Origin of the sequence: Pseudomonas sp. KBN10P06128, from assembly GCF_037574945.1 — a bacterium.
GTDB classification, from domain to species: Bacteria; Pseudomonadota; Gammaproteobacteria; order Pseudomonadales; family Pseudomonadaceae; genus Pseudomonas; species Pseudomonas aeruginosa.
The window spans coordinates 5,057,158-5,074,123 of sequence record NZ_JBBELR010000001.1; the positions used below are offsets into that span (position 1 = coordinate 5,057,158).

Annotated in this window: 14 protein-coding genes; 5 read left to right on the plus strand and 9 right to left on the minus strand. The window is 66.5% G+C overall.

Translation table 11 applies throughout. The features are described 5' to 3' along the window. Positions 1 to 193: 193 nt before the first annotated feature. From opmE to mexP, 3 genes are read right to left on the minus strand one after another with little or no spacing between them, the layout of a single operon-like run. Entirely contained in the window at positions 194 to 1,669 is a 1,476-nt protein-coding gene (opmE, locus tag VQ065_RS23675) for a multidrug efflux transporter outer membrane subunit OpmE (protein ID WP_003092061.1), read from the minus strand. Then, positions 1,666 to 4,827: a multidrug efflux RND transporter permease subunit MexQ gene (gene mexQ / locus VQ065_RS23680; RefSeq protein ID WP_003092062.1), complete on the minus strand. Its 3,162-nt coding sequence runs from the start codon at positions 4,825 to 4,827 to the stop codon at positions 1,666 to 1,668. Before mexQ ends, opmE begins: the two co-directional genes overlap by 4 nt. Further along, entirely contained in the window at positions 4,824 to 5,981 is a 1,158-nt protein-coding gene (mexP, locus tag VQ065_RS23685; protein WP_003117521.1) for a multidrug efflux RND transporter periplasmic adaptor subunit MexP, read from the minus strand. The genes mexQ and mexP overlap by 4 nt, the downstream gene beginning before the upstream one ends. A gap of 375 nt (positions 5,982 to 6,356) precedes the next feature. Between mexP and gloA the strand changes: the two genes are divergently transcribed. After that, positions 6,357 to 6,743, plus strand: a complete 387-nt coding sequence (gene gloA, locus VQ065_RS23690) for a lactoylglutathione lyase (protein WP_003110007.1) — start codon at positions 6,357 to 6,359, stop codon at positions 6,741 to 6,743. Positions 6,744 to 6,834: 91 nt separating this feature from the next. On the opposite strand, the gene VQ065_RS23695 is transcribed toward gloA, so the two are convergent. Together VQ065_RS23695 and motY are read right to left on the minus strand one after the other, a co-directional pair. Next, positions 6,835 to 8,052, minus strand: coding sequence for an argininosuccinate synthase (locus VQ065_RS23695; protein WP_003092065.1), 1,218 nt, complete (start codon positions 8,050 to 8,052; stop codon positions 6,835 to 6,837). A 117-nt stretch (positions 8,053 to 8,169) separates the two neighbouring features. Beyond that, the gene (gene motY, locus VQ065_RS23700) at positions 8,170 to 9,135 is read right to left on the minus strand and encodes a flagellar protein MotY (protein WP_003092066.1); all 966 of its coding nucleotides are present in this window, start codon (positions 9,133 to 9,135) and stop codon (positions 8,170 to 8,172) included. 132 nt (positions 9,136 to 9,267) lie between these two features. Here motY and pyrC point away from each other — a divergent pair, with 132 nt between their 5' ends. Continuing rightward, on the plus strand, positions 9,268 to 10,314 hold the full coding sequence (gene pyrC, locus VQ065_RS23705) for a dihydroorotase (protein ID WP_003092068.1): 1,047 nt from the start codon (positions 9,268 to 9,270) through the stop codon (positions 10,312 to 10,314). Further along, positions 10,311 to 10,985 (plus strand): ribonuclease T, encoded by a 675-nt coding sequence (gene rnt, locus VQ065_RS23710; RefSeq protein WP_003092070.1) that lies wholly within the window; start codon positions 10,311 to 10,313, stop codon positions 10,983 to 10,985. The genes pyrC and rnt overlap by 4 nt, the downstream gene beginning before the upstream one ends. 178 nt (positions 10,986 to 11,163) lie before the next feature. Here rnt and VQ065_RS23715 read toward each other — a convergent pair whose 3' ends face one another. Then, the gene (locus VQ065_RS23715) at positions 11,164 to 11,766 is read right to left on the minus strand and encodes a peroxiredoxin (protein WP_003092073.1); all 603 of its coding nucleotides are present in this window, start codon (positions 11,764 to 11,766) and stop codon (positions 11,164 to 11,166) included. A 259-nt stretch (positions 11,767 to 12,025) separates the two neighbouring features. Here VQ065_RS23715 and VQ065_RS23720 point away from each other — a divergent pair, with 259 nt between their 5' ends. Together VQ065_RS23720 and bfrB are read left to right on the plus strand one after the other, a co-directional pair. Then, on the plus strand, positions 12,026 to 12,247 hold the full coding sequence (locus VQ065_RS23720) for a bacterioferritin-associated ferredoxin (RefSeq protein ID WP_003092075.1): 222 nt from the start codon (positions 12,026 to 12,028) through the stop codon (positions 12,245 to 12,247). Between the two features lie 209 nt (positions 12,248 to 12,456). Beyond that, positions 12,457 to 12,933 (plus strand): bacterioferritin BfrB, encoded by a 477-nt coding sequence (gene bfrB / locus VQ065_RS23725; protein ID WP_003092078.1) that lies wholly within the window; start codon positions 12,457 to 12,459, stop codon positions 12,931 to 12,933. Between the two features lie 67 nt (positions 12,934 to 13,000). On the opposite strand, the gene VQ065_RS23730 is transcribed toward bfrB, so the two are convergent. The 3 genes from VQ065_RS23730 to VQ065_RS23740 all read right to left on the minus strand — a co-directional run bounded on the left by VQ065_RS23730 (position 13,001) and on the right by VQ065_RS23740 (position 16,782). Beyond that, a complete protein-coding gene (locus tag VQ065_RS23730; protein ID WP_003092080.1) occupies positions 13,001 to 14,152 on the minus strand; it encodes an MFS transporter in 1,152 nt (383 codons plus the stop codon). 82 nt (positions 14,153 to 14,234) lie between these two features. Further along, positions 14,235 to 14,561: a Grx4 family monothiol glutaredoxin gene (gene grxD / locus VQ065_RS23735; protein ID WP_003092082.1), complete on the minus strand. Its 327-nt coding sequence runs from the start codon at positions 14,559 to 14,561 to the stop codon at positions 14,235 to 14,237. A gap of 112 nt (positions 14,562 to 14,673) precedes the next feature. Then, entirely contained in the window at positions 14,674 to 16,782 is a 2,109-nt protein-coding gene (locus tag VQ065_RS23740) for a molybdopterin oxidoreductase family protein (RefSeq protein WP_003092084.1), read from the minus strand. Positions 16,783 to 16,966 lie beyond the last annotated feature (184 nt).

Below are 16,966 nucleotides of genomic sequence, written 5' to 3' on the forward strand. Positions count from 1 at the left end.
CTTCACTCATCCATCTGAATGAACTACCGAAAAGAGTTCGGAACCGACTTATCGATAAGGCGGACAGGGACGAGCGATCCGCGCCAGGCAATCCGTACTCCCGGGGTTCGCCAAATAACCGGAGGACGCGCCGCACGGCCCTCGACCCAGGCAGTCGAGCGAAGGCCGGCGGCCGGAAGCCGCCGACGGCTGATCAGGAGCGACTGTCGCGCTGCCGTGCCACGCCTGGAGAGGTATCGTCGGTAGCCACGCCACAGCGCCGCGCCCCCGCACAGGCTTCCCAGCCACCACCCAGCGCCTTGTAGATACCCACGACGGCAAGGCGCTGCTCGGTGCGCGCGATGCTCAATGCGCGCCGGCTGAGGTAGTCCGAGCGTTCCGCCTCGAGCACGTCCAGGTACTCGCCGTCCCCCTGGACGAAGCGCTCCCGGGCCAGGCGCGCCGCCTCGCGATTGGCCGTCGCCTCGAGCAGGCGCAGGCGGAGCCTGTCAGCGGCAGCGCCATAGCCGTTGAAGGCATCATCGGTCTCCTGCAGGGCGCGCAGTACCGTCCGGTCGTAGAGGATCAATGCCTCCTGCGCACGGGCTTCGCTGGCGGTGATCCGCGCCCGCACGCGACCGCGGTCGAGTAACGCCCAGCGAATCACCGGGTTCAGGACGTTGAAGGACGTACCACTCTCGTCCAAAGCATCGAGATTGCCGGCGACCAGGCCGATCGAGCCGCGTACCTCGACCTGCGGATACAGCCCCGCGGTCTCGACGCCGATACGTGCGGTCGCGGCCGCCAGGTTGCGTTCGGCCGCGGCGATGTCGGCGCGACGCGCCAGCAGTCCCGCCGGGTCGCCGACCCCGAGGGTGCGGAGCGTCAGCCTTTCCCCGGAGGCGCGGGCGACCGGCGGGCTGAAGGCCTGCGGGGCTTCCGCGAGGAGAACGGCCAGCGCATTGCGGGTGGCGGCGCGGCGCCGTTCGAGGTCGGGCACGGCCGCCTCGACGTTGTGCAATAACGCTTCGGCGCGCAACCGGTCGAACTCGTGGGCGGAGCCGGCGCTGACCAGGCGCTCGACCATCTCCAGGCTGTCGCGCTGGTTGCCGGCGATGTCATGGACCACCGCAAGTTCGGCCTCGATGCCCTGTAGCTGGAACCAGGTCATGGCAACCGTAGCCGCGACGCTCGCCTGCACGTTGCGCAGCAGGGCCTCGCGCGAACCCGCCTGCGCCTCGGCGGCCTCCACCGAGCGCCGCACCCGGCCGAACAGGTCGATTTCCCAGGAAGCATCCAGCGCGCCGCGATAGGTCTCGATGTCGCGCTGCTGGCCGGCCGGTGTTTCCACCTCGCCGCGCCGCCGGGCCTGGTAATCGAACGCCGGCCCGCCGCGCGGCAGGAACTCCTCGCGGTTCTCGCGCAGCAGCGCCTTCGCTTCGTCCAGGCGCGCGCCGGCAAGGGCGATGTCGAGGTTCGCCGCGAGCGCCCGCTGGATCAGAGACTCCAGGGCTGGCTCGTCGAACCCGCGCCACCACTCGATCTCCACGCCACTGCCATCGATACCCGCCGGCATCGCGCCGAAGCTGGCCGGTGCGGACGCGCTCGGCGGCGCATAGTCGGGCCCCACCGCGGCACAGCCGCCCAGCAGGATCAGCGCGCTCAACGAAGACCGCAGGTATGGCTTCATGGACGGCCTCCCTCCAGATGCGCCAGGCTGCCGCCGGCGCGTCGCTCCAGGCGCGCCGCCAGTGCCCGTACCAGTACGTAGAACACTGGCGTGAGGAACAGGCCGAACAGCGTCACCCCGAGCATCCCGGCGAATACCGCGACGCCCATGGCCTGGCGCATTTCCGCTCCGGCGCCGCTGGCCATGACCAACGGCACCACGCCGGCGATGAACGCCAGCGAGGTCATCAGGATCGGCCGCAGGCGCAGGCGGCAAGCCTCGACCACCGCCTCCAGCGCACGGGCGCCCTCGGCCTCCAGCGTGCGGGCGAACTCGACGATCAGGATCGCGTTCTTCGCCGCCAGGCCGACCAGCACCACCAGCCCGATCTGGACGAACACGTTGTTGTCGCCGCCCACCAGCCACACCCCGGCGATCGCGCTGAGCAGGCACATCGGCACGATCAGCAGGACCGCCAGCGGCAACAGCCAGCTGTTGTACTGCGCGGCGAGGATCAGGTAGGCCAGCAGCACGCACAGCGGGAAGATGAACAGCGCGCTGTTACCGGCCAGCTTCTGCTGGTAGGTCAGGTCGGTCCATTCGAAGGTCATGCCCTCGGGCAGCACTTCGCCGGCCAGGCGCTCCATCAACGCCACCGCCTGTCCCGAACTGACGCCGGGAAGCGCGCCGCCGCTGATATCGGCCGACGGATAGCCGTTGTAGTGGATCACCCGGTCGGGACCGGAGCTGGGCGTCACGGTGACGAACGAGGACAGCGGCAACATCGCCCCGGCGGCATTGCGTACCTGCAGGCGCCCGATGGCTTCGGCCTGCATGCGGTGCGGCGCATCGGCCTGGGCAGTGACCTTGTAGGTGCGCCCGAAGCGGTTGAAGTCGTTGATGTACAGCGAGCCGAGGTAGACCTGCAATGCCTCGAACACATCGGCCAGGCGAACGCCCTGGCTCTTCACCTTGGTGCGGTCGACCACCACCTCGAGCTGCGGGGCATTGATATCGAAGCTGGTCATCAAGCCCCCGAGCTGGCCGGACTCAGTGGCCTTCATCATCAGCACCTGGGTCTGCCTGGCCAGGGCTTCCAGCCCGGCGCCGCCGCGATCCTCGACCTGCATCTTGAAGCCGCCGATGGTTCCCAGCCCCGGTACCGGCGGCGGTGGGAAGACCCCGAGGAAGCCGTCGGGAATGCTGGCGAACTTGGCTTGCAGGCGCCCGGCGATGGCCAGCGCGCCGAGATCGGCGGAGGTGCGCGATTCGAACGGGTCGAGCATGAAGAACATGACCGCGGCGTTCGGCACGTTGACGAAGCCGTTCACCGACAGGCCCGGGAAGGCCACGACGCTCTCCACCCCCGGCTCGTCGAGGCCGATCCGGGACATCTGCCTGACCACCGCATCGGTACGCTCCAGCGACGCTCCGTTCGGCAACTGGGCGATGCCGACCAGATAGTACTTGTCCTGCATCGGCACGAAGCCCGGTGGCACCGCCTGGAAACCGACCCAGGTCAGGCCAAGCAGGCCCCCATACACCACCAGGGCCAGGCCGCTCACCCGCACCACCTTGCGCACCGCGTTGCCGTAGGCCTCGGGGGCATTTCGCAACGGTCGGCCGAGGACCTGGAGCAGTCGCTGGAAGCGCCCCGCCACCGCATCTCCGGCCGGCCGCGGACGCAACAGCAGGCCCGCCAGGGCCGGGCTGAGGGTCAGCGAGTTGAGCGCCGACAGGATGGTGGAGATAGCGATGGTCAGGGCGAACTGACGATAGAACTCGCCCTGCAGGCCACTGAGAAAGGCCGTGGGGATGAACACTGCCGCCAGCACCGAGGTGATCGCCATGATCGGTCCGGTGACCTCGTCCATCGCACGCCGCGCGGCCTGGAGCGGCGGCTCGCCGTTCTCGATGTGGCGCTCGACGTTTTCCACCACCACGATGGCGTCATCGACGACGATGCCGATCGACAGCACCAGGCCGAACAGCGACAGGGTATTCAGCGAGAAACCCATCAGATGCATGATGGCGAAGGTGCCGACCAGCGAGACCGGCACGGCCATCAGCGGAATCAGCGAAGCACGCCAGCTACGCAGGAACAGCACCACCACCACCACGACCAGCAGGATCGCCTCCAGCAGGGTGGTGGCCACGGTCTGCAACGAAGCGCGGACGAACACCGTCGGGTCGTAGGCGATGCGCGCGCTCAGGCCGGCCGGGAAGTTGCCTTCGAGCCTCGCCACGGTGGCACGCACCGCCTCGGCGGTATCCAGCGCGTTGGCTCCGGGGCTCTGGACGATCTGCAAGGCCACCGCCGGCTCGCCGTCCAGCAGGCTGCGCAGCGCATAGGCATCGCCGCCCATCTCGATCCGCGCGACGTCGCGCAGGCGCGTCACCTGGCCGTCGGCGCCGGTGCGGACGATGATGTCGCCGAACTGCTCTTCGTCGCTCAGGCGCCCGAGGGTATTCACCGTGACCTGGAAGGCCGCGGTGGAGTCCGGCGCCTGGCCGACGGCGCCGGCCGCCACCTGGACGTTCTGTTCGCGTACCGCGGCGATCACCTCGCCCGCCGTCAGCCCGCGCGCGGCGATCAGATCGGGGTCGAGCCACAGGCGCATGCTGTACTCGCCGGCGCCCCACACCACCACATCGCTGATCCCCGGCAGGCGCAGCAGTTCGTCGCGCACCTGGAGGTAGGCGTAGTTCGAGATGTACAGCGGGTCGTAGCGTTGCTCCGGCGACAGCAGGTGCACCACCATGAGGATGTCCGGCGAGGTCTTCTGGGTGACCACGCCCTGCCGCTGCACCTCGTCGGGCAGGCGCGAGAGCACCCGCGAGACCCGGTTCTGCACCTGGATCTGGGCCATGTCGGGATCGATGTGCTGGTCGAAGGTGATGGTCAGGATCATTCGCCCGTCGGTGGCCGACTGCGAGGACATGTACAGCATCCCCTCGACCCCGGTGATCGCCTGCTCCAGCGGCGTCGCCACCGTCTGCGCGATCACGTCGGGGTTGGCGCCGGGATAGGCGGTGGTCACCTGCACGGTCGGCGGCGTCACCGCCGGGTATTCGCTCAGCGGCAACTGGAAGAACGAAACGATGCCTCCGATCATCATCAGCACCGAAAGAACGATGGCGAAGATCGGCCTATCGATGAAGAAGCGTGGGAATGTCATTGTGCGGCCCCCACGGTCTTCGACAGGTCGACGGGCGTGCCATCGATTTCCGCAAGGAGCGGCGTGATCTGCATGTCCGGCCGCACCAGGCCCTTGACGACGATGCGCTCGCCCGGCTGCAGGCCCTGGCGGACGACCCGCAGGCCGTCGACCATCGGCCCGAGTTCCACCGGCCGGTACTGGGTCTTGTTGCCTTCGTCGACGACCAGCACATAGCGCCGGCCCTGGTCGGTGCCGATGGAATGGTCGGCGACCAGCACCTGCTCGCGAGGCTTGCCGGTCTCCAGCCTGACCTTGGCGAACAGCCCCGGCGTCAGTTGCCCGTCCGGGTTGTCGACCACCGCCCGAACCCGGACCGTGCCGGTCCCGCGGTCGGCGGCATTGGCGAGGAAATCGAGGCGACTGCTTCGTCCATAGGACTCGTCGGTGAGCAACGCCACCTTGACCCTGGGGGCCTGCTCGCCTTCCCTGCCGCGGGTCGGCGCCAGGGCCTGCAGGTAGGTGCGCTCGTCGACATCGAAGTACACGTACAGCGGATCGACCGAGACGATGCTGGTCAGCGCGGTGACGCCATTGGTGACGTAGTTGCCCTCGGTGACCTGGATATGCCCGACACGCCCGCCGATCGGTGCCGTCACCCGCGTGAAGCCGAGATCCAGTTGCGCCGCGTCGAGGGCGGCCCTGGCCGCATCGACCTGGGCCTTGCTGGCATTGCGCGAGGCGATGGCGCTGTCGAGCCGCTCCCGGGCGACGACCTTCCGCGCATACAGCAGCTCGGCTCGCTCGTGTTCGGTGCGCGCCAGCAACGCCGCGGCCTCGGCCTCGCGCAGGCGCGCCCTGGCGGCATCCTGCGCCGCCTTGAACACGCGCGGGTCGATGAGGAACAGTTGCTGGCCCTTCTCTACCAGGCGGCCTTCCGGCACCGTAACGTCCTGGATGTAGCCAGCGACGCGCGGCCGCAGTTCTACCTGCTCGACAGCGGTCAGCGAGCCGGTGAACTCGGCGTAGGGTGTCACCGGGCGAACCACCACCTCGGCTACGGGAACGCTTGGCGGGGCGCTCGCCGCTCCCGGCGGCGCCGATTCCCCGCAGCCAGCGATAAGGGCCGCGACACCTAGCGTCGCGGTGATGCGGATGAAGTGTCTGAGATTCATTGTTATGCCTTCCTGGTCTGAGCCTGCGTGGCCTGGCTGGACGAAACCGCTTCCGTGGCCGGTTATCGACCTTGACACCTTGGTAAGGTCAACCCCCCTTTTTCCGTCCTCATGGCGAAGGCGCAGCGAGCTTTCGGCCGGTCACCGGGGGCGGAACGCCTGGCACGCTCGGAGACGCAGCGGGCAGCTCGGGAGGGTGGCGGAGGCAGGCCGACCGGCTATCGACGGCCGGCCCAGGGAAGAGGCGAAAAACCCTGTAGGAAGGGAAGTCCGGCAAAGGGCCGGTCGCCGGGACGGGGACGATCCCGATCTCGCAGCCGGTTGCCGGCCGCATGGTAAAATCCGCCTTTGACCGTGAAGCTCGAGGCACTGAAAATGCGCATTCTCCATACCATGATCCGGGTCGGAAACATCGATCGCTCGATCGATTTCTATACCCGGGTGCTAGGCATGACCCTGCTCAGGAAGAACGACTATCCCGACGGCCAGTTCACCCTCGCCTTCGTCGGCTATGGCAACGAGGCGGATTCCGCGGTGATCGAGCTTACCCACAACTGGGGCGTGGATGCCTACGAGATCGGCACCGGCTACGGCCATATCGCCATCGAGGTCGACGACGCCTACCAGGCCTGCGACGACATCCGCAACAACGGCGGCCAGGTCACCCGCGAAGCCGGGCCGATGAAGCACGGTACCACCGTGATCGCCTTCGTGACCGACCCGGACGGCTACAAGATCGAACTGATCCAGAAGTCTTCCTGAACGGCCCCGGCTATCGCTTTCAGCAATCAGGAACGAAGAACCCCGGCTCATGGCCGGGGTTCTTCGTTCCATCTCAGGCGGCGCACGTCGGTCAGGACAGCGTGCGGCCCTTGTTCGCGGCGATGCGCATGCGCAGCGCGTTGAGCTTGATGAAGCCCGCGGCATCGGCCTGGTTGTAGGCGCCGCCGTCTTCCTCGAAGGTCGCGATGTTGGCGTCGAACAGCGAGTCGTCGGACTTGCGGCCCACCACCACGACGTTGCCCTTGTACAGCTTCAGGCGCACTACGCCGTTCACGTTGACCTGCGAGGCGTCGATCATCTGCTGCAGCATCAGGCGCTCCGGGCTCCACCAGTAGCCGGTGTAGATCAGGCTGGCGTACTTGGGCATCAGCTCGTCTTTCAGGTGGGCCACTTCGCGGTCCAGGGTGATCGACTCGATGGCGCGGTGGGCCTTGAGCATGATGGTGCCGCCGGGGGTCTCGTAGCAGCCACGGGACTTCATGCCGACATAGCGGTTCTCGACGATGTCGAGGCGGCCGATGCCGTTGATCCCGCCGACGCGGTTCAGCTCGGTGAGCACCTCGGCCGGGGTCATGTCCTTGCCGTCGATGGCGACGATGTCGCCCTTGCGGTAGGTCAGCTCGATGTAGGTCGGGGTGTCCGGCGCGTTTTCCGGGGAAGCGGTCCACTTCCACATGTCTTCTTCGTGCTCGGTCCAGGTATCTTCCAGCACGCCGCCTTCGTAGGAGATATGCAGGAGGTTGGCGTCCATCGAGTACGGCGACTTCTTCTTGCCGTGGCGCTCGATCGGGATGCCGTGCTTCTCGGCATAGTCCATCAGCTTCTCGCGGGACAGCAGGTCCCACTCGCGCCAGGGCGCGATCACCTTGACGCCAGGCTTCAGCGCGTAGGCGCCCAGCTCGAAGCGGACCTGGTCGTTGCCCTTGCCGGTGGCGCCGTGGGAGATGGCGTCGGCGCCGGTCTCGTTGGCGATCTCGATCAGGCGCTTGGCGATCAGCGGACGAGCGATGGAAGTGCCCAGCAGGTACTCGCCTTCGTAGACGGTGTTGGCGCGGAACATCGGGTAGACGAAGTCGCGGACGAATTCTTCGCGCAGGTCGTCGATGTAGATTTCCTTGACGCCCATCGCGCGGGCCTTGGCGCGAGCCGGTTCGACTTCCTCGCCCTGGCCGAGGTCGGCGGTGAAGGTCACCACTTCGCAGTTATAGGTATCTTGCAACCACTTCAGAATTACCGAGGTATCCAGGCCGCCGGAATACGCCAGGACTACCTTCTTCACATCCGCCATGCCATCACTCCACGGGGGTCGTCACGAAAAGCGACAATTCTACGCAGGGCATTCGGGAAATTACAGAGGGGCGACAGCTTTAGACGCAAAAGCGACAGATTCTATCGTTTGCGCGACTCAAACCGTGGGTTTTCCCTGAAGCGAGGCGGCTGGAGGCTTCGGTGCGGCAGGTTCTGCCGCGGGCGGCGCCGGCTTGTCCTCGGCCTTCGGCGCTTCCGTCGCCGGCTCGACCACCGCCTCGCGCGACAGGTGCACGGTGACCCGGCGGTTGCGCGCACGGTTGGCGGCGCTGTTGTTGGCCACCAGTGGGTAGCGCTCGCCGTAGAAGCGCACGTTGATCTGGCTTTCCGGCACCCCGTTGCTCTTCAGGTACTCCTGCACCGCCAGCGCGCGGCGGCGCGACAGGTCGCGGTTGGTCAGGCGGTTGCCGCTGTTGTCGGAGTGCCCGTCGAGTTCGATCCGGTTGATGCTCGGATCGGCCTTGAGCAGTTGCAGGATGATGTCCAGCTTCGCTCGCGCCACGTCGTTCAGCGCCGTGCCGCCGTCGGGGAAGCCGACCTGGGCCAGCTTGACCTGGTCGAAGTTCACCGGCAGCAGCTTGGCGATGCAGGCCTGGTACTGGCTGTAGACGCTGGCGAAGCGCGCCGGCAGCAGGCGCACCTCCAGGCGATCGCCCTGCCAGGTGCGATGGCGGACCAGCGGGCTGCGCCCCTCGAGCAGGCCGGTGAGCAACCGACCGGCCTGTTGCTGGTTGCTGTTGAACGGCACCTCGCCGCTACCGATGCTGACCTGGCCAAGGTTGATGTCGCCCTGTCCCGGTCGCCAGGGCGGCGCGGCAGCCAGCAGGGTCGCCGACCCGCGCCCCAGCCACTGGGCCTCGGGCTTCAGGCGGAAGGTCGCCTGCTCGCCGGCACGCCGGACGAACTCGCCGACCCCGAAATTCGCCACCGGCTGCGACAGGCGGCATTCGAACTGGTCGCCTTCGACCTTCCACTCGACGCTCTCCAGCCGCGTCTGGAAGGTCACCGCCAGTGCCGGCAGGCTGCTGAGCAGGAAAGGCAATAGAAGAAGGCGCGGCTGCACGACGGCGGGCTCCGGGAAAGCGTCCAAATACGAAGGATGTATCGGACGGCCCGGACAAAACTTGATAGCGAGTGCCCCGCCCCCCCTTTTCCGGTAGCATTTCCCCCCACGAAATCCCGTCCTGGAAGCGCCATGTCCGACCGTCTCACCCTCCTGCGCCCCGACGACTGGCACATTCACCTGCGTGACGGTGCCGCGCTGGCCAATACCGTCGGCGACGCCGCCCGCACCTTCGGCCGCGCCATCGTCATGCCGAACCTGGTGCCGCCGGTGCGCAACGCCGCCGAAGCCGACGCCTACCGGCAGCGCATCCTCGCCGCCCGCCCCGCCGCCAGCCGCTTCGAGCCGCTGATGGTGCTGTACCTCACCGACCGCACCAGCGCCGAGGAAATCCGTACCGCCAAGGCCAGCGGCTTCGTGCATGCCGCCAAGCTCTATCCGGCAGGCGCCACCACCAACTCGGACTCTGGCGTGACCCGCATCGACAATATCTTCGAAGCGCTCGAGGCGATGGCCGAGGTCGGCATGCCGCTGCTGGTGCATGGCGAGGTGACCCGCGCCGAGGTCGACGTATTCGATCGCGAGAAGCAGTTCATCGACGAGCACCTGCGCCGGGTGGTCGAGCGCTTCCCGACCCTGAAAGTGGTCTTCGAGCACATCACCACCGGCGACGCCGCCCAGTTCGTCCGGGAAGCCCCGGCCAACGTCGGCGCGACCATTACCGCCCATCACCTGCTGTACAACCGCAACCACATGCTGGTCGGCGGTATCCGTCCGCATTTCTATTGCCTGCCGATCCTCAAGCGCAACACCCACCAGGAAGCCCTGCTGGACGCCGCGGTGAGCGGCAACCCGAAATTCTTCCTCGGCACCGACTCGGCGCCGCACGCCCGCCACGCCAAGGAAGCCGCCTGCGGTTGCGCCGGCTGCTACAGCGCCTACGCCGCCATCGAGCTGTATGCCGAGGCCTTCGAACAGCGCAATGCGCTGGACAAGCTGGAAGGCTTCGCCAGCCTGCATGGCCCGGATTTCTATGGCTTGCCGCGCAACACCGACCGGATCACCCTGGTCCGCGAGGAGTGGCAGGCGCCCGCCAGCCTCCCCTTCGGCGACTTCGACGTGGTGCCGCTGCGCGCCGGCGAGACACTCCGCTGGAAACTGCTGGAGGCCGGGGCATGAGCGAAGACAACTTCGACGACGAATTCGACGGCAGTCTCCCCAGCGGCCCGCGCCATCCGATGGCGCGCCGCTTCCGCGGCTACCTGCCGGTAGTGGTGGACGTCGAGACCGGCGGCTTCAACTCGGCCACCGACGCGCTGCTGGAAATCGCCGCGACCACCGTCGGCATGGACGAGAAAGGCTTCCTGTTCCCGGAACACACCTACTTCTTCCGCATCGAGCCCTTCGAAGGCGCCAACATCGAGCCGGCCGCGCTGGAATTCACCGGCATCAAGCTCGACCACCCGCTACGCATGGCGGTGCAGGAGGAAGCGGCACTCACCGAGATCTTCCGCGGCATCCGCAAGGCGCTGAAGGCCAATGGCTGCAAGCGGGCGATCCTGGTCGGCCACAACAGCAGCTTCGACCTCGGTTTCCTCAATGCCGCCGTGGCGCGTACCGGGATCAAGCGCAATCCGTTCCATCCCTTCTCCAGCTTCGACACCGCCACCCTGGCTGGCCTCGCCTACGGCCAGACGGTCCTGGCCAAGGCCTGCCAGGCCGCCGGCATGGAGTTCGACAACCGCGAGGCGCACTCGGCACGCTACGACACCGAGAAGACCGCCGAGCTGTTCTGCGGCATCGTCAACCGCTGGAAGGAAATGGGCGGCTGGATGGATGACGACGACTGAGCCTCGGCCCACTTAGGCGGATAACGCCAGGACGTTATCCGTCCTACGCGACCGGTCAGGCAATCTCCCCCTCTTCGGAGCGAGGCGCGTGACCTGGGATGGGGCTGCCGGCCCTCGCGAGCCCATGAAAAAGCCCCGCCGAAGCGGGGCTTTTTCCAACGCGCGAAGCAGGCTCTTCTTACAGCTTGCTGGCGTTCTCGGCCAGGTACTTGGCCACGCCTTCGGGCGATGCGGTCATGCCCTTGTCGCCCTTCTTCCAGTTGGCCGGGCAGACTTCGCCGTGCTCCTCATGGAACTGCAGGGCATCGACCAGACGCAGCAGCTCGTCCATGTTGCGGCCCAGCGGTAGGTCGTTGACGATCTGCGAGCGCACAACGCCTTCCTTGTCGATCAGGAACGCGCCACGGAAGGCCACGCCGCCGTCGGACTCGACGTCATAGGCCTTGGCGATCTCGTGCTTGGTGTCGGCCGCCAGGGTGTACTTGACGGCGCCGATGCCGCCCTTGTCCACCGGGGTGTTGCGCCAGGCGTTGTGGGTGAAGTGGGAGTCGATGGAAACGCCGATCACCTCGACGTTGCGCGCCTGGAATTCCGGGATGCGGTGGTCCAGGGCGATCAGCTCGGACGGGCAGACGAAGGTGAAGTCCAGCGGATAGAAGAACACCAGGCCGTACTTGCCCTTGATGGCCTCGGACAGGGTGAAGCTCTCGACGATCTCGCCATTGCCCAGTACCGCGGCAACGTTGAAGTCAGGCGCTTTCTTACCTACGAGTACGCTCATTCCATGTCTCCTTTAAGCGGAAGGTTGAAGGACGGCACCGCAGCCTGCCGGCTCCTCGTGAAGCCTCGATGGCAGGGGCGCCGTTCCCCGGGAAACAACCATCATACACCCCGCCCCAGCCGGCGCTAAGTCTTTGTCCGACAAAGCCATTTGTCGGGGGGCGAAAAAAACCCGACTAAAACGCTCCAGGGAACTTTGACAATCATTCTCATTATTATTAGTATCTTTTCCAACTCAACTTCCCAGTAGCCAGATCGCCATGTACGTCTGCCTCTGCCAAGGTGTTACCGACAACCAGATCCGCGATGCCATCTACGAAGGCTGCTGCAGCTATCGTGAGGTTCGCGAAGCCACCGGCGTCGGTACCCAGTGCGGCAAGTGCGCATGCCTGGCCAAGCAGGTGGTACGCGAAACCCTCAACGACCTGCAGAGTGCCCAGCCGGTACCGGCGTTCGGGACTACGGCGTTCGTCGCTGCCTGAAAAATATTTTTTATCCCTCTTTCAGAAGAACCGGGCCTGGCGCCCGGTTTTTTTATGCCTTCAATTCAATGACTTAGCGGCAGAACGCGGAAAGAAAACATTCGTATTCATATTCTTTTTCCCTTATATTTCAATAACTTAGGTTTGACACCCTGCTTCGTCGCGGCCAAACTTGGCGAATCACACCCACTACGACGGCAGGATTCGGCATGAAAGGCGACAAGAAAGTCATCCAGCACCTCAACAAGATCCTCGGCAACGAGCTGATCGCGATCAACCAGTACTTCCTCCACTCGCGCATGTGGAACGACTGGGGCCTGAAGCGCCTCGGCGCCCACGAGTACCACGAGTCGATCGACGAGATGAAGCATGCCGACAAGCTCATCGAGCGCATCCTGTTCCTCGAAGGTCTGCCCAACCTGCAGGACCTCGGCAAGCTGCTGATCGGCGAGAACACCCAGGAAATGCTGCAGTGCGACCTGAACCTGGAGCTGAAGGCGACCAAGGACCTGCGCGAAGCCATCGTGCATTGCGAGCAGGTGCACGACTACGTCAGCCGCGACCTGCTGAAGGACATCCTGGAGTCGGAAGAAGAGCACATCGACTACCTGGAGACCCAACTGGGCCTGATCCAGAAAGTCGGCCTGGAGAACTACCTGCAGTCGCACATGCACGAAGACGACTGATCGGGAACCACGACGAAGCGCCGGCGGCCTGCCCCGTCGGCGCTTTTTTCTTGCCCGCCAGAAAGCCTCAGGCGCTGCGCGGCCTGCGCCGGACCAGATCGGCGCGCAGGGCCAGCAACAGGCAAAGACCGACCAGCACCAGCAATGCCCAGCGCAGGCCGATCTCGTGGGCCAGCAGGCCGATCAGCGGCGGCCCCATCAGCAGTCCGCCATACCCCACGGTAGAGACGGCGGCGACCCCGATCACCGGATCGATGCCCGGCTGGTTGCCGGCGGCGTTGATCACGATCGGCACCATCACCGACAGCCCCAGGCCAACCACCCCGAAACCGGCGATGCTCAGCGCCGGCCAGGGGCTGAACAGCGCCACCAGCATGCCCAGCGTGGCCAGCGAACCCAGGCCGCGCAGCAATGGCGCATCGTCGATGCGTCCGCGCAGGCGGTCGCCGAACAGGCGCCCCACCACCATCGCCGCGGAAAACGCCGCGAAGCCCAGCGCCGCCACCCGCTCGGAAGCATCCAGAACGCTGTGCAGGAACAGCGCGCTCCAGTCAGCCACGCCGCCCTCGGAAACGAACGCGCAGAGAATCAGCAGGCCCAGGCCGAGCAAGGCCCGCGGCGGCAAGGTGAAGCCGCCGCCCTTGCGCGCGCCCGCCTTGCTCGGGTCCGGCGGAAGCAACGCGCGTACGAAGAATGGCAGGCTCAGCAGGCCGAGTGCGGTGAGAATGAGGAAATGCCAGAACGGCGTCAGTCCGGCCAGGGCCGCGGCGCTCAACGCACCGACCAGGCAGCCGAGGCTGTACATGCCATGCAGCATGGACATGCAGGGCTTGCCGAGCAGGCGCTCGACATCCACCGCCTGGATGTTCATCGCCACGTCCATCCCGGCGAAGCTCACGCCCAGCACGTAGAAGGCCAGGGCCAGTTGCCACCAGCCCTGGCTCAGGCCGAGCAGCGGAAACACCAGCAGCATGATCAGGCAACCGCCGATCACTACGCTGCGGCTGCCGATGCGCTGGACCAGGAAACCGCTCAACGGGAACGCCGTGAGCGCGCCGACCCCGACGCCGAGCAGGGCCTGGCCGAGCGCGCGCTCGTCCAGCTGGGTCTGCTCCTTGAGCGCCGGGATGCGTCCCATCAGGTTGCCGATGACCAGCCCGGCCATGGCGAAGAAATAGATGCAAGCCAGGCGACCCTGGCGAGGATTGACTTCCGACATGGAGGCTCCCGGTTTCCTTGCTGGTTTCTCCGGACAAAAAAGAAACCCCGCACAAGGCGGGGCTCTTCGTCGGATGCGCGGATCAGGCGTTGGCTTTGGCCGCCGCGTCCTTGACCAGGGTCTGCAGTTCGCCCTTCTCGAACATCTCGGCGAGGATGTCGCTGCCGCCGACCAGTTCGCCATTGACCCACAGCTGCGGGAAGGTCGGCCAGTTCGCGTACTTCGGCAGGTTGGCGCGGATTTCCGGGTTCTGCAGGATGTCGACGTAGGCGAACTTCTCGCCACAGGCCATCAGCACCTGGGCCGCGCGCGAGGAGAAACCGCACTGCGGGGCGTTCGGCGAACCCTTCATGTACAGCAGGATGGGGTTGTTGGCGATCTGCTCTTTAATGGTTTCGATGATGTCCATGGCTTACCTCAACAGGAACGTTTCGACACGGTAACTCGGCAAATAATGACCGGTATTGTATCGGAAAGCCTAGCGCGACGCTCGGCTTTACTCTCGCGTTCCGTCGACCCGCTCAGGCCGCTTCCACCTCCACCGGCAGGCCGTTGAGCGCGGCGTTGCCCGACAGCAGGTCGAGATGACGCTCGTCGGTCAGGTCGTTGGCGCTGGCGCCGGCCTGGGCGCGGGCGATCGCCAGTTGCACGCCGGGCCGCGCGTGGCCCCAGCCGTGCGGCAGGCTGACCACCCCGGGCATCATCTCGCTGCTCGCCGCCACCTCCACCTCGACGCTGCCGACCCGCGAGCGCACCCGCACCCGCTGCCCGTCGACCAGGCCGCGACCCTCCAGATCGCGCGGGTGCATCAGCAACTGGTGACGCGGCTTGCCCTTCACCAGGCGATGGTAGTTGTGCATCCAGGAATTGTTGCTGCGCACGTGGCGTCGTCCGATCAGCAGCAACTGGTCGGACGCAGGCAGTGGCTGTGCGGCGAAGCGTTGCAGGTCGTCGACGAACAGCGGCGGCGCGGCCTGGATGCGCTGGCCGACGGTCTTCAGGCGCGGCGCCAGGTTCGGCCGCAGCGGCCCGAGGTCGATGCCGTGGGGATGTTCGCGCAGAGTGGCCAGGCTCAGCCTGTGCTCGGAACGGTCGCCGTAGGCGCCAGCGCGCAGGCCGAGGTCGATCATCTGCTGCGGCTCCAGGGTCGGTTTCAGCTCCAGGCCGTTGCGCGCGGCGAAGGCCCGCGCCAGGCCGACGAAGATCTCCCAGTCGTGCAGCGCACCCTCGGGACGCGGCAGCACAGCCTCGTTGAAACGGGTCACGTTACGCACGGCGAAGACGTTGAAGGTGGTGTCGTAGTGATCGTGCTCCAGCGGCGCGGTGGGCGGCAGGATGAGATCGGCGTAGCGGGTCGTCTCGTTGATGTAGAGGTCGATGCTGAGCATGAACTCCAGGCCGTCCAGGGCCTGTTCGAGCCGCCTCCCGTTGGGCGTGGACAGCACCGGGTTGCCGGCTACCGTGACCAGCGCGCGCACCTGCCCCTCGCCTTCGCCGAGGATTTCTTCCGCCAATGCCGCCACCGGCAGTTCGCCGCCATATTCCGGCAGCCCCGAGACGCGGCTGCGCCAACGGTCGAAGTGGCCACCCGAGGTACTCGCCACCAGGTCCAGGGCCGGCGAGGTGCACAGCGCACCACCGACCCGGTCGAGGTTGCCGGTGACCAGGTTGATCAGTTGCACCAGCCACTGGCAGAGCGTGCCGAAGGCCTGGGTGGAAACGCCCATCCGGCCATAGCAGACCGCCCGTTCGGCGGCAGCGAAATCCCGCGCCAGTTGGCGAATGCTTTCGGCCGGCACGCTACAGCGCGCGCTCATGGACTCGGCGTCGAAGACCGCGACCGCCTCGCGCACCCGCTCCAGCCCGTCGACCGGCAGCGGCGTGGGGCGACCGAGGTTCTCCTCGAACAGGGTGTTGAGTATCCCGAGCAACAGCGCCGCATCCTGGCCGGGACGAATAAACAGGTGCCGGTCGGCGATAGCCGCGGTCTCGCTGCGCCGGGGATCGACCACCACCAGCCGGCCGCCGCGGGCCTTCAGCGCCTTCAGGCGCTTCTCCACGTCCGGCACGGTCATGATGCTGCCGTTGGACGCCAGCGGGTTGCCGCCGAGCACCAGCATGAAGTCGGTGTGGTCGATGTCGGGGATCGGGATCAACAAACCATGGCCGTACATCTGCTGGCTGACCAGGTGATGCGGCAACTGGTCGACGGAAGTCGCGGAGAAGCGGTTGCGCGTTTTCAGCAGGCCGAGGAAGTAGTTGCTATGGGTCATCAGGCCGTAGTTGTGCACGCTCGGATTGCCCTGGTAGACCGCCACCGCATCGTTGCCATGGCGCTCGCGGATCTCGCCGAGGCGGCTGGCCACCAGCGCGAAGGCCTCGTCCCAGCCGATCGGCTGCCACTCGCTGCCGACCCGGCGCAACGGCTGGCGCAGGCGGTCGGGGTCGTCCTGGATGTCCTGCAGGGCCACCGCCTTGGGACAGACATGGCCGCGGCTGAAGCTGTCCTGCGGGTCGCCCTTGATCGAGCGGATCCGCGGCACGCCGCCCTCGTCGCTCTCGGTCTCGATGGCGAGACCGCAGATGGCCTCGCAGAGATGGCACGCACGGTAGTGGAGGGTCTTGCTCATGGCTCGCCTCTTCATTGTCGTCGCCGGCCGCCGCGGCCCGGCGCGTACGCGAGGACCAGACGACCGGTCTAGTCGTCGAATCGGCACTATGCGGCGCCTTCCGCCGCCGCGCCAGCAGCGTCAGTCGGCTGAATCGCCAGGCATCAGGCTGGCCGATGGGCGCGGTAGAGGGGAGGCGTGCCGT

Bases quoted from the DNA above. Each gene is read 5' to 3' on its own strand.
- opmE (WP_003092061.1), bottom strand. From the start codon at position 1,669: ATGAAGCCATACCTGCGGTCTTCGTTGAGCGCGCTGATCCTGCTGGGC.
- grxD (WP_003092082.1), bottom strand. From the start codon at position 14,561: ATGGACATCATCGAAACCATTAAAGAGCAGATCGCCAACAACCCCATC.
- pyrC (WP_003092068.1), top strand. From the start codon at position 9,268: ATGTCCGACCGTCTCACCCTCCTGCGCCCCGACGACTGGCACATTCAC.
- rnt (WP_003092070.1), top strand. From the start codon at position 10,311: ATGAGCGAAGACAACTTCGACGACGAATTCGACGGCAGTCTCCCCAGC.
- gloA (WP_003110007.1), top strand. From the start codon at position 6,357: ATGCGCATTCTCCATACCATGATCCGGGTCGGAAACATCGATCGCTCG.
- bfrB (WP_003092078.1), top strand. From the start codon at position 12,457: ATGAAAGGCGACAAGAAAGTCATCCAGCACCTCAACAAGATCCTCGGC.
- VQ065_RS23730 (WP_003092080.1), bottom strand. From the start codon at position 14,152: ATGTCGGAAGTCAATCCTCGCCAGGGTCGCCTGGCTTGCATCTATTTC.
- mexP (WP_003117521.1), bottom strand. From the start codon at position 5,981: ATGAATCTCAGACACTTCATCCGCATCACCGCGACGCTAGGTGTCGCG.
- VQ065_RS23715 (WP_003092073.1), bottom strand. From the start codon at position 11,766: ATGAGCGTACTCGTAGGTAAGAAAGCGCCTGACTTCAACGTTGCCGCG.
- mexQ (WP_003092062.1), bottom strand. From the start codon at position 4,827: ATGACATTCCCACGCTTCTTCATCGATAGGCCGATCTTCGCCATCGTT.
- VQ065_RS23695 (WP_003092065.1), bottom strand. From the start codon at position 8,052: ATGGCGGATGTGAAGAAGGTAGTCCTGGCGTATTCCGGCGGCCTGGAT.
- VQ065_RS23720 (WP_003092075.1), top strand. From the start codon at position 12,026: ATGTACGTCTGCCTCTGCCAAGGTGTTACCGACAACCAGATCCGCGAT.
- VQ065_RS23740 (WP_003092084.1), bottom strand. From the start codon at position 16,782: ATGAGCAAGACCCTCCACTACCGTGCGTGCCATCTCTGCGAGGCCATC.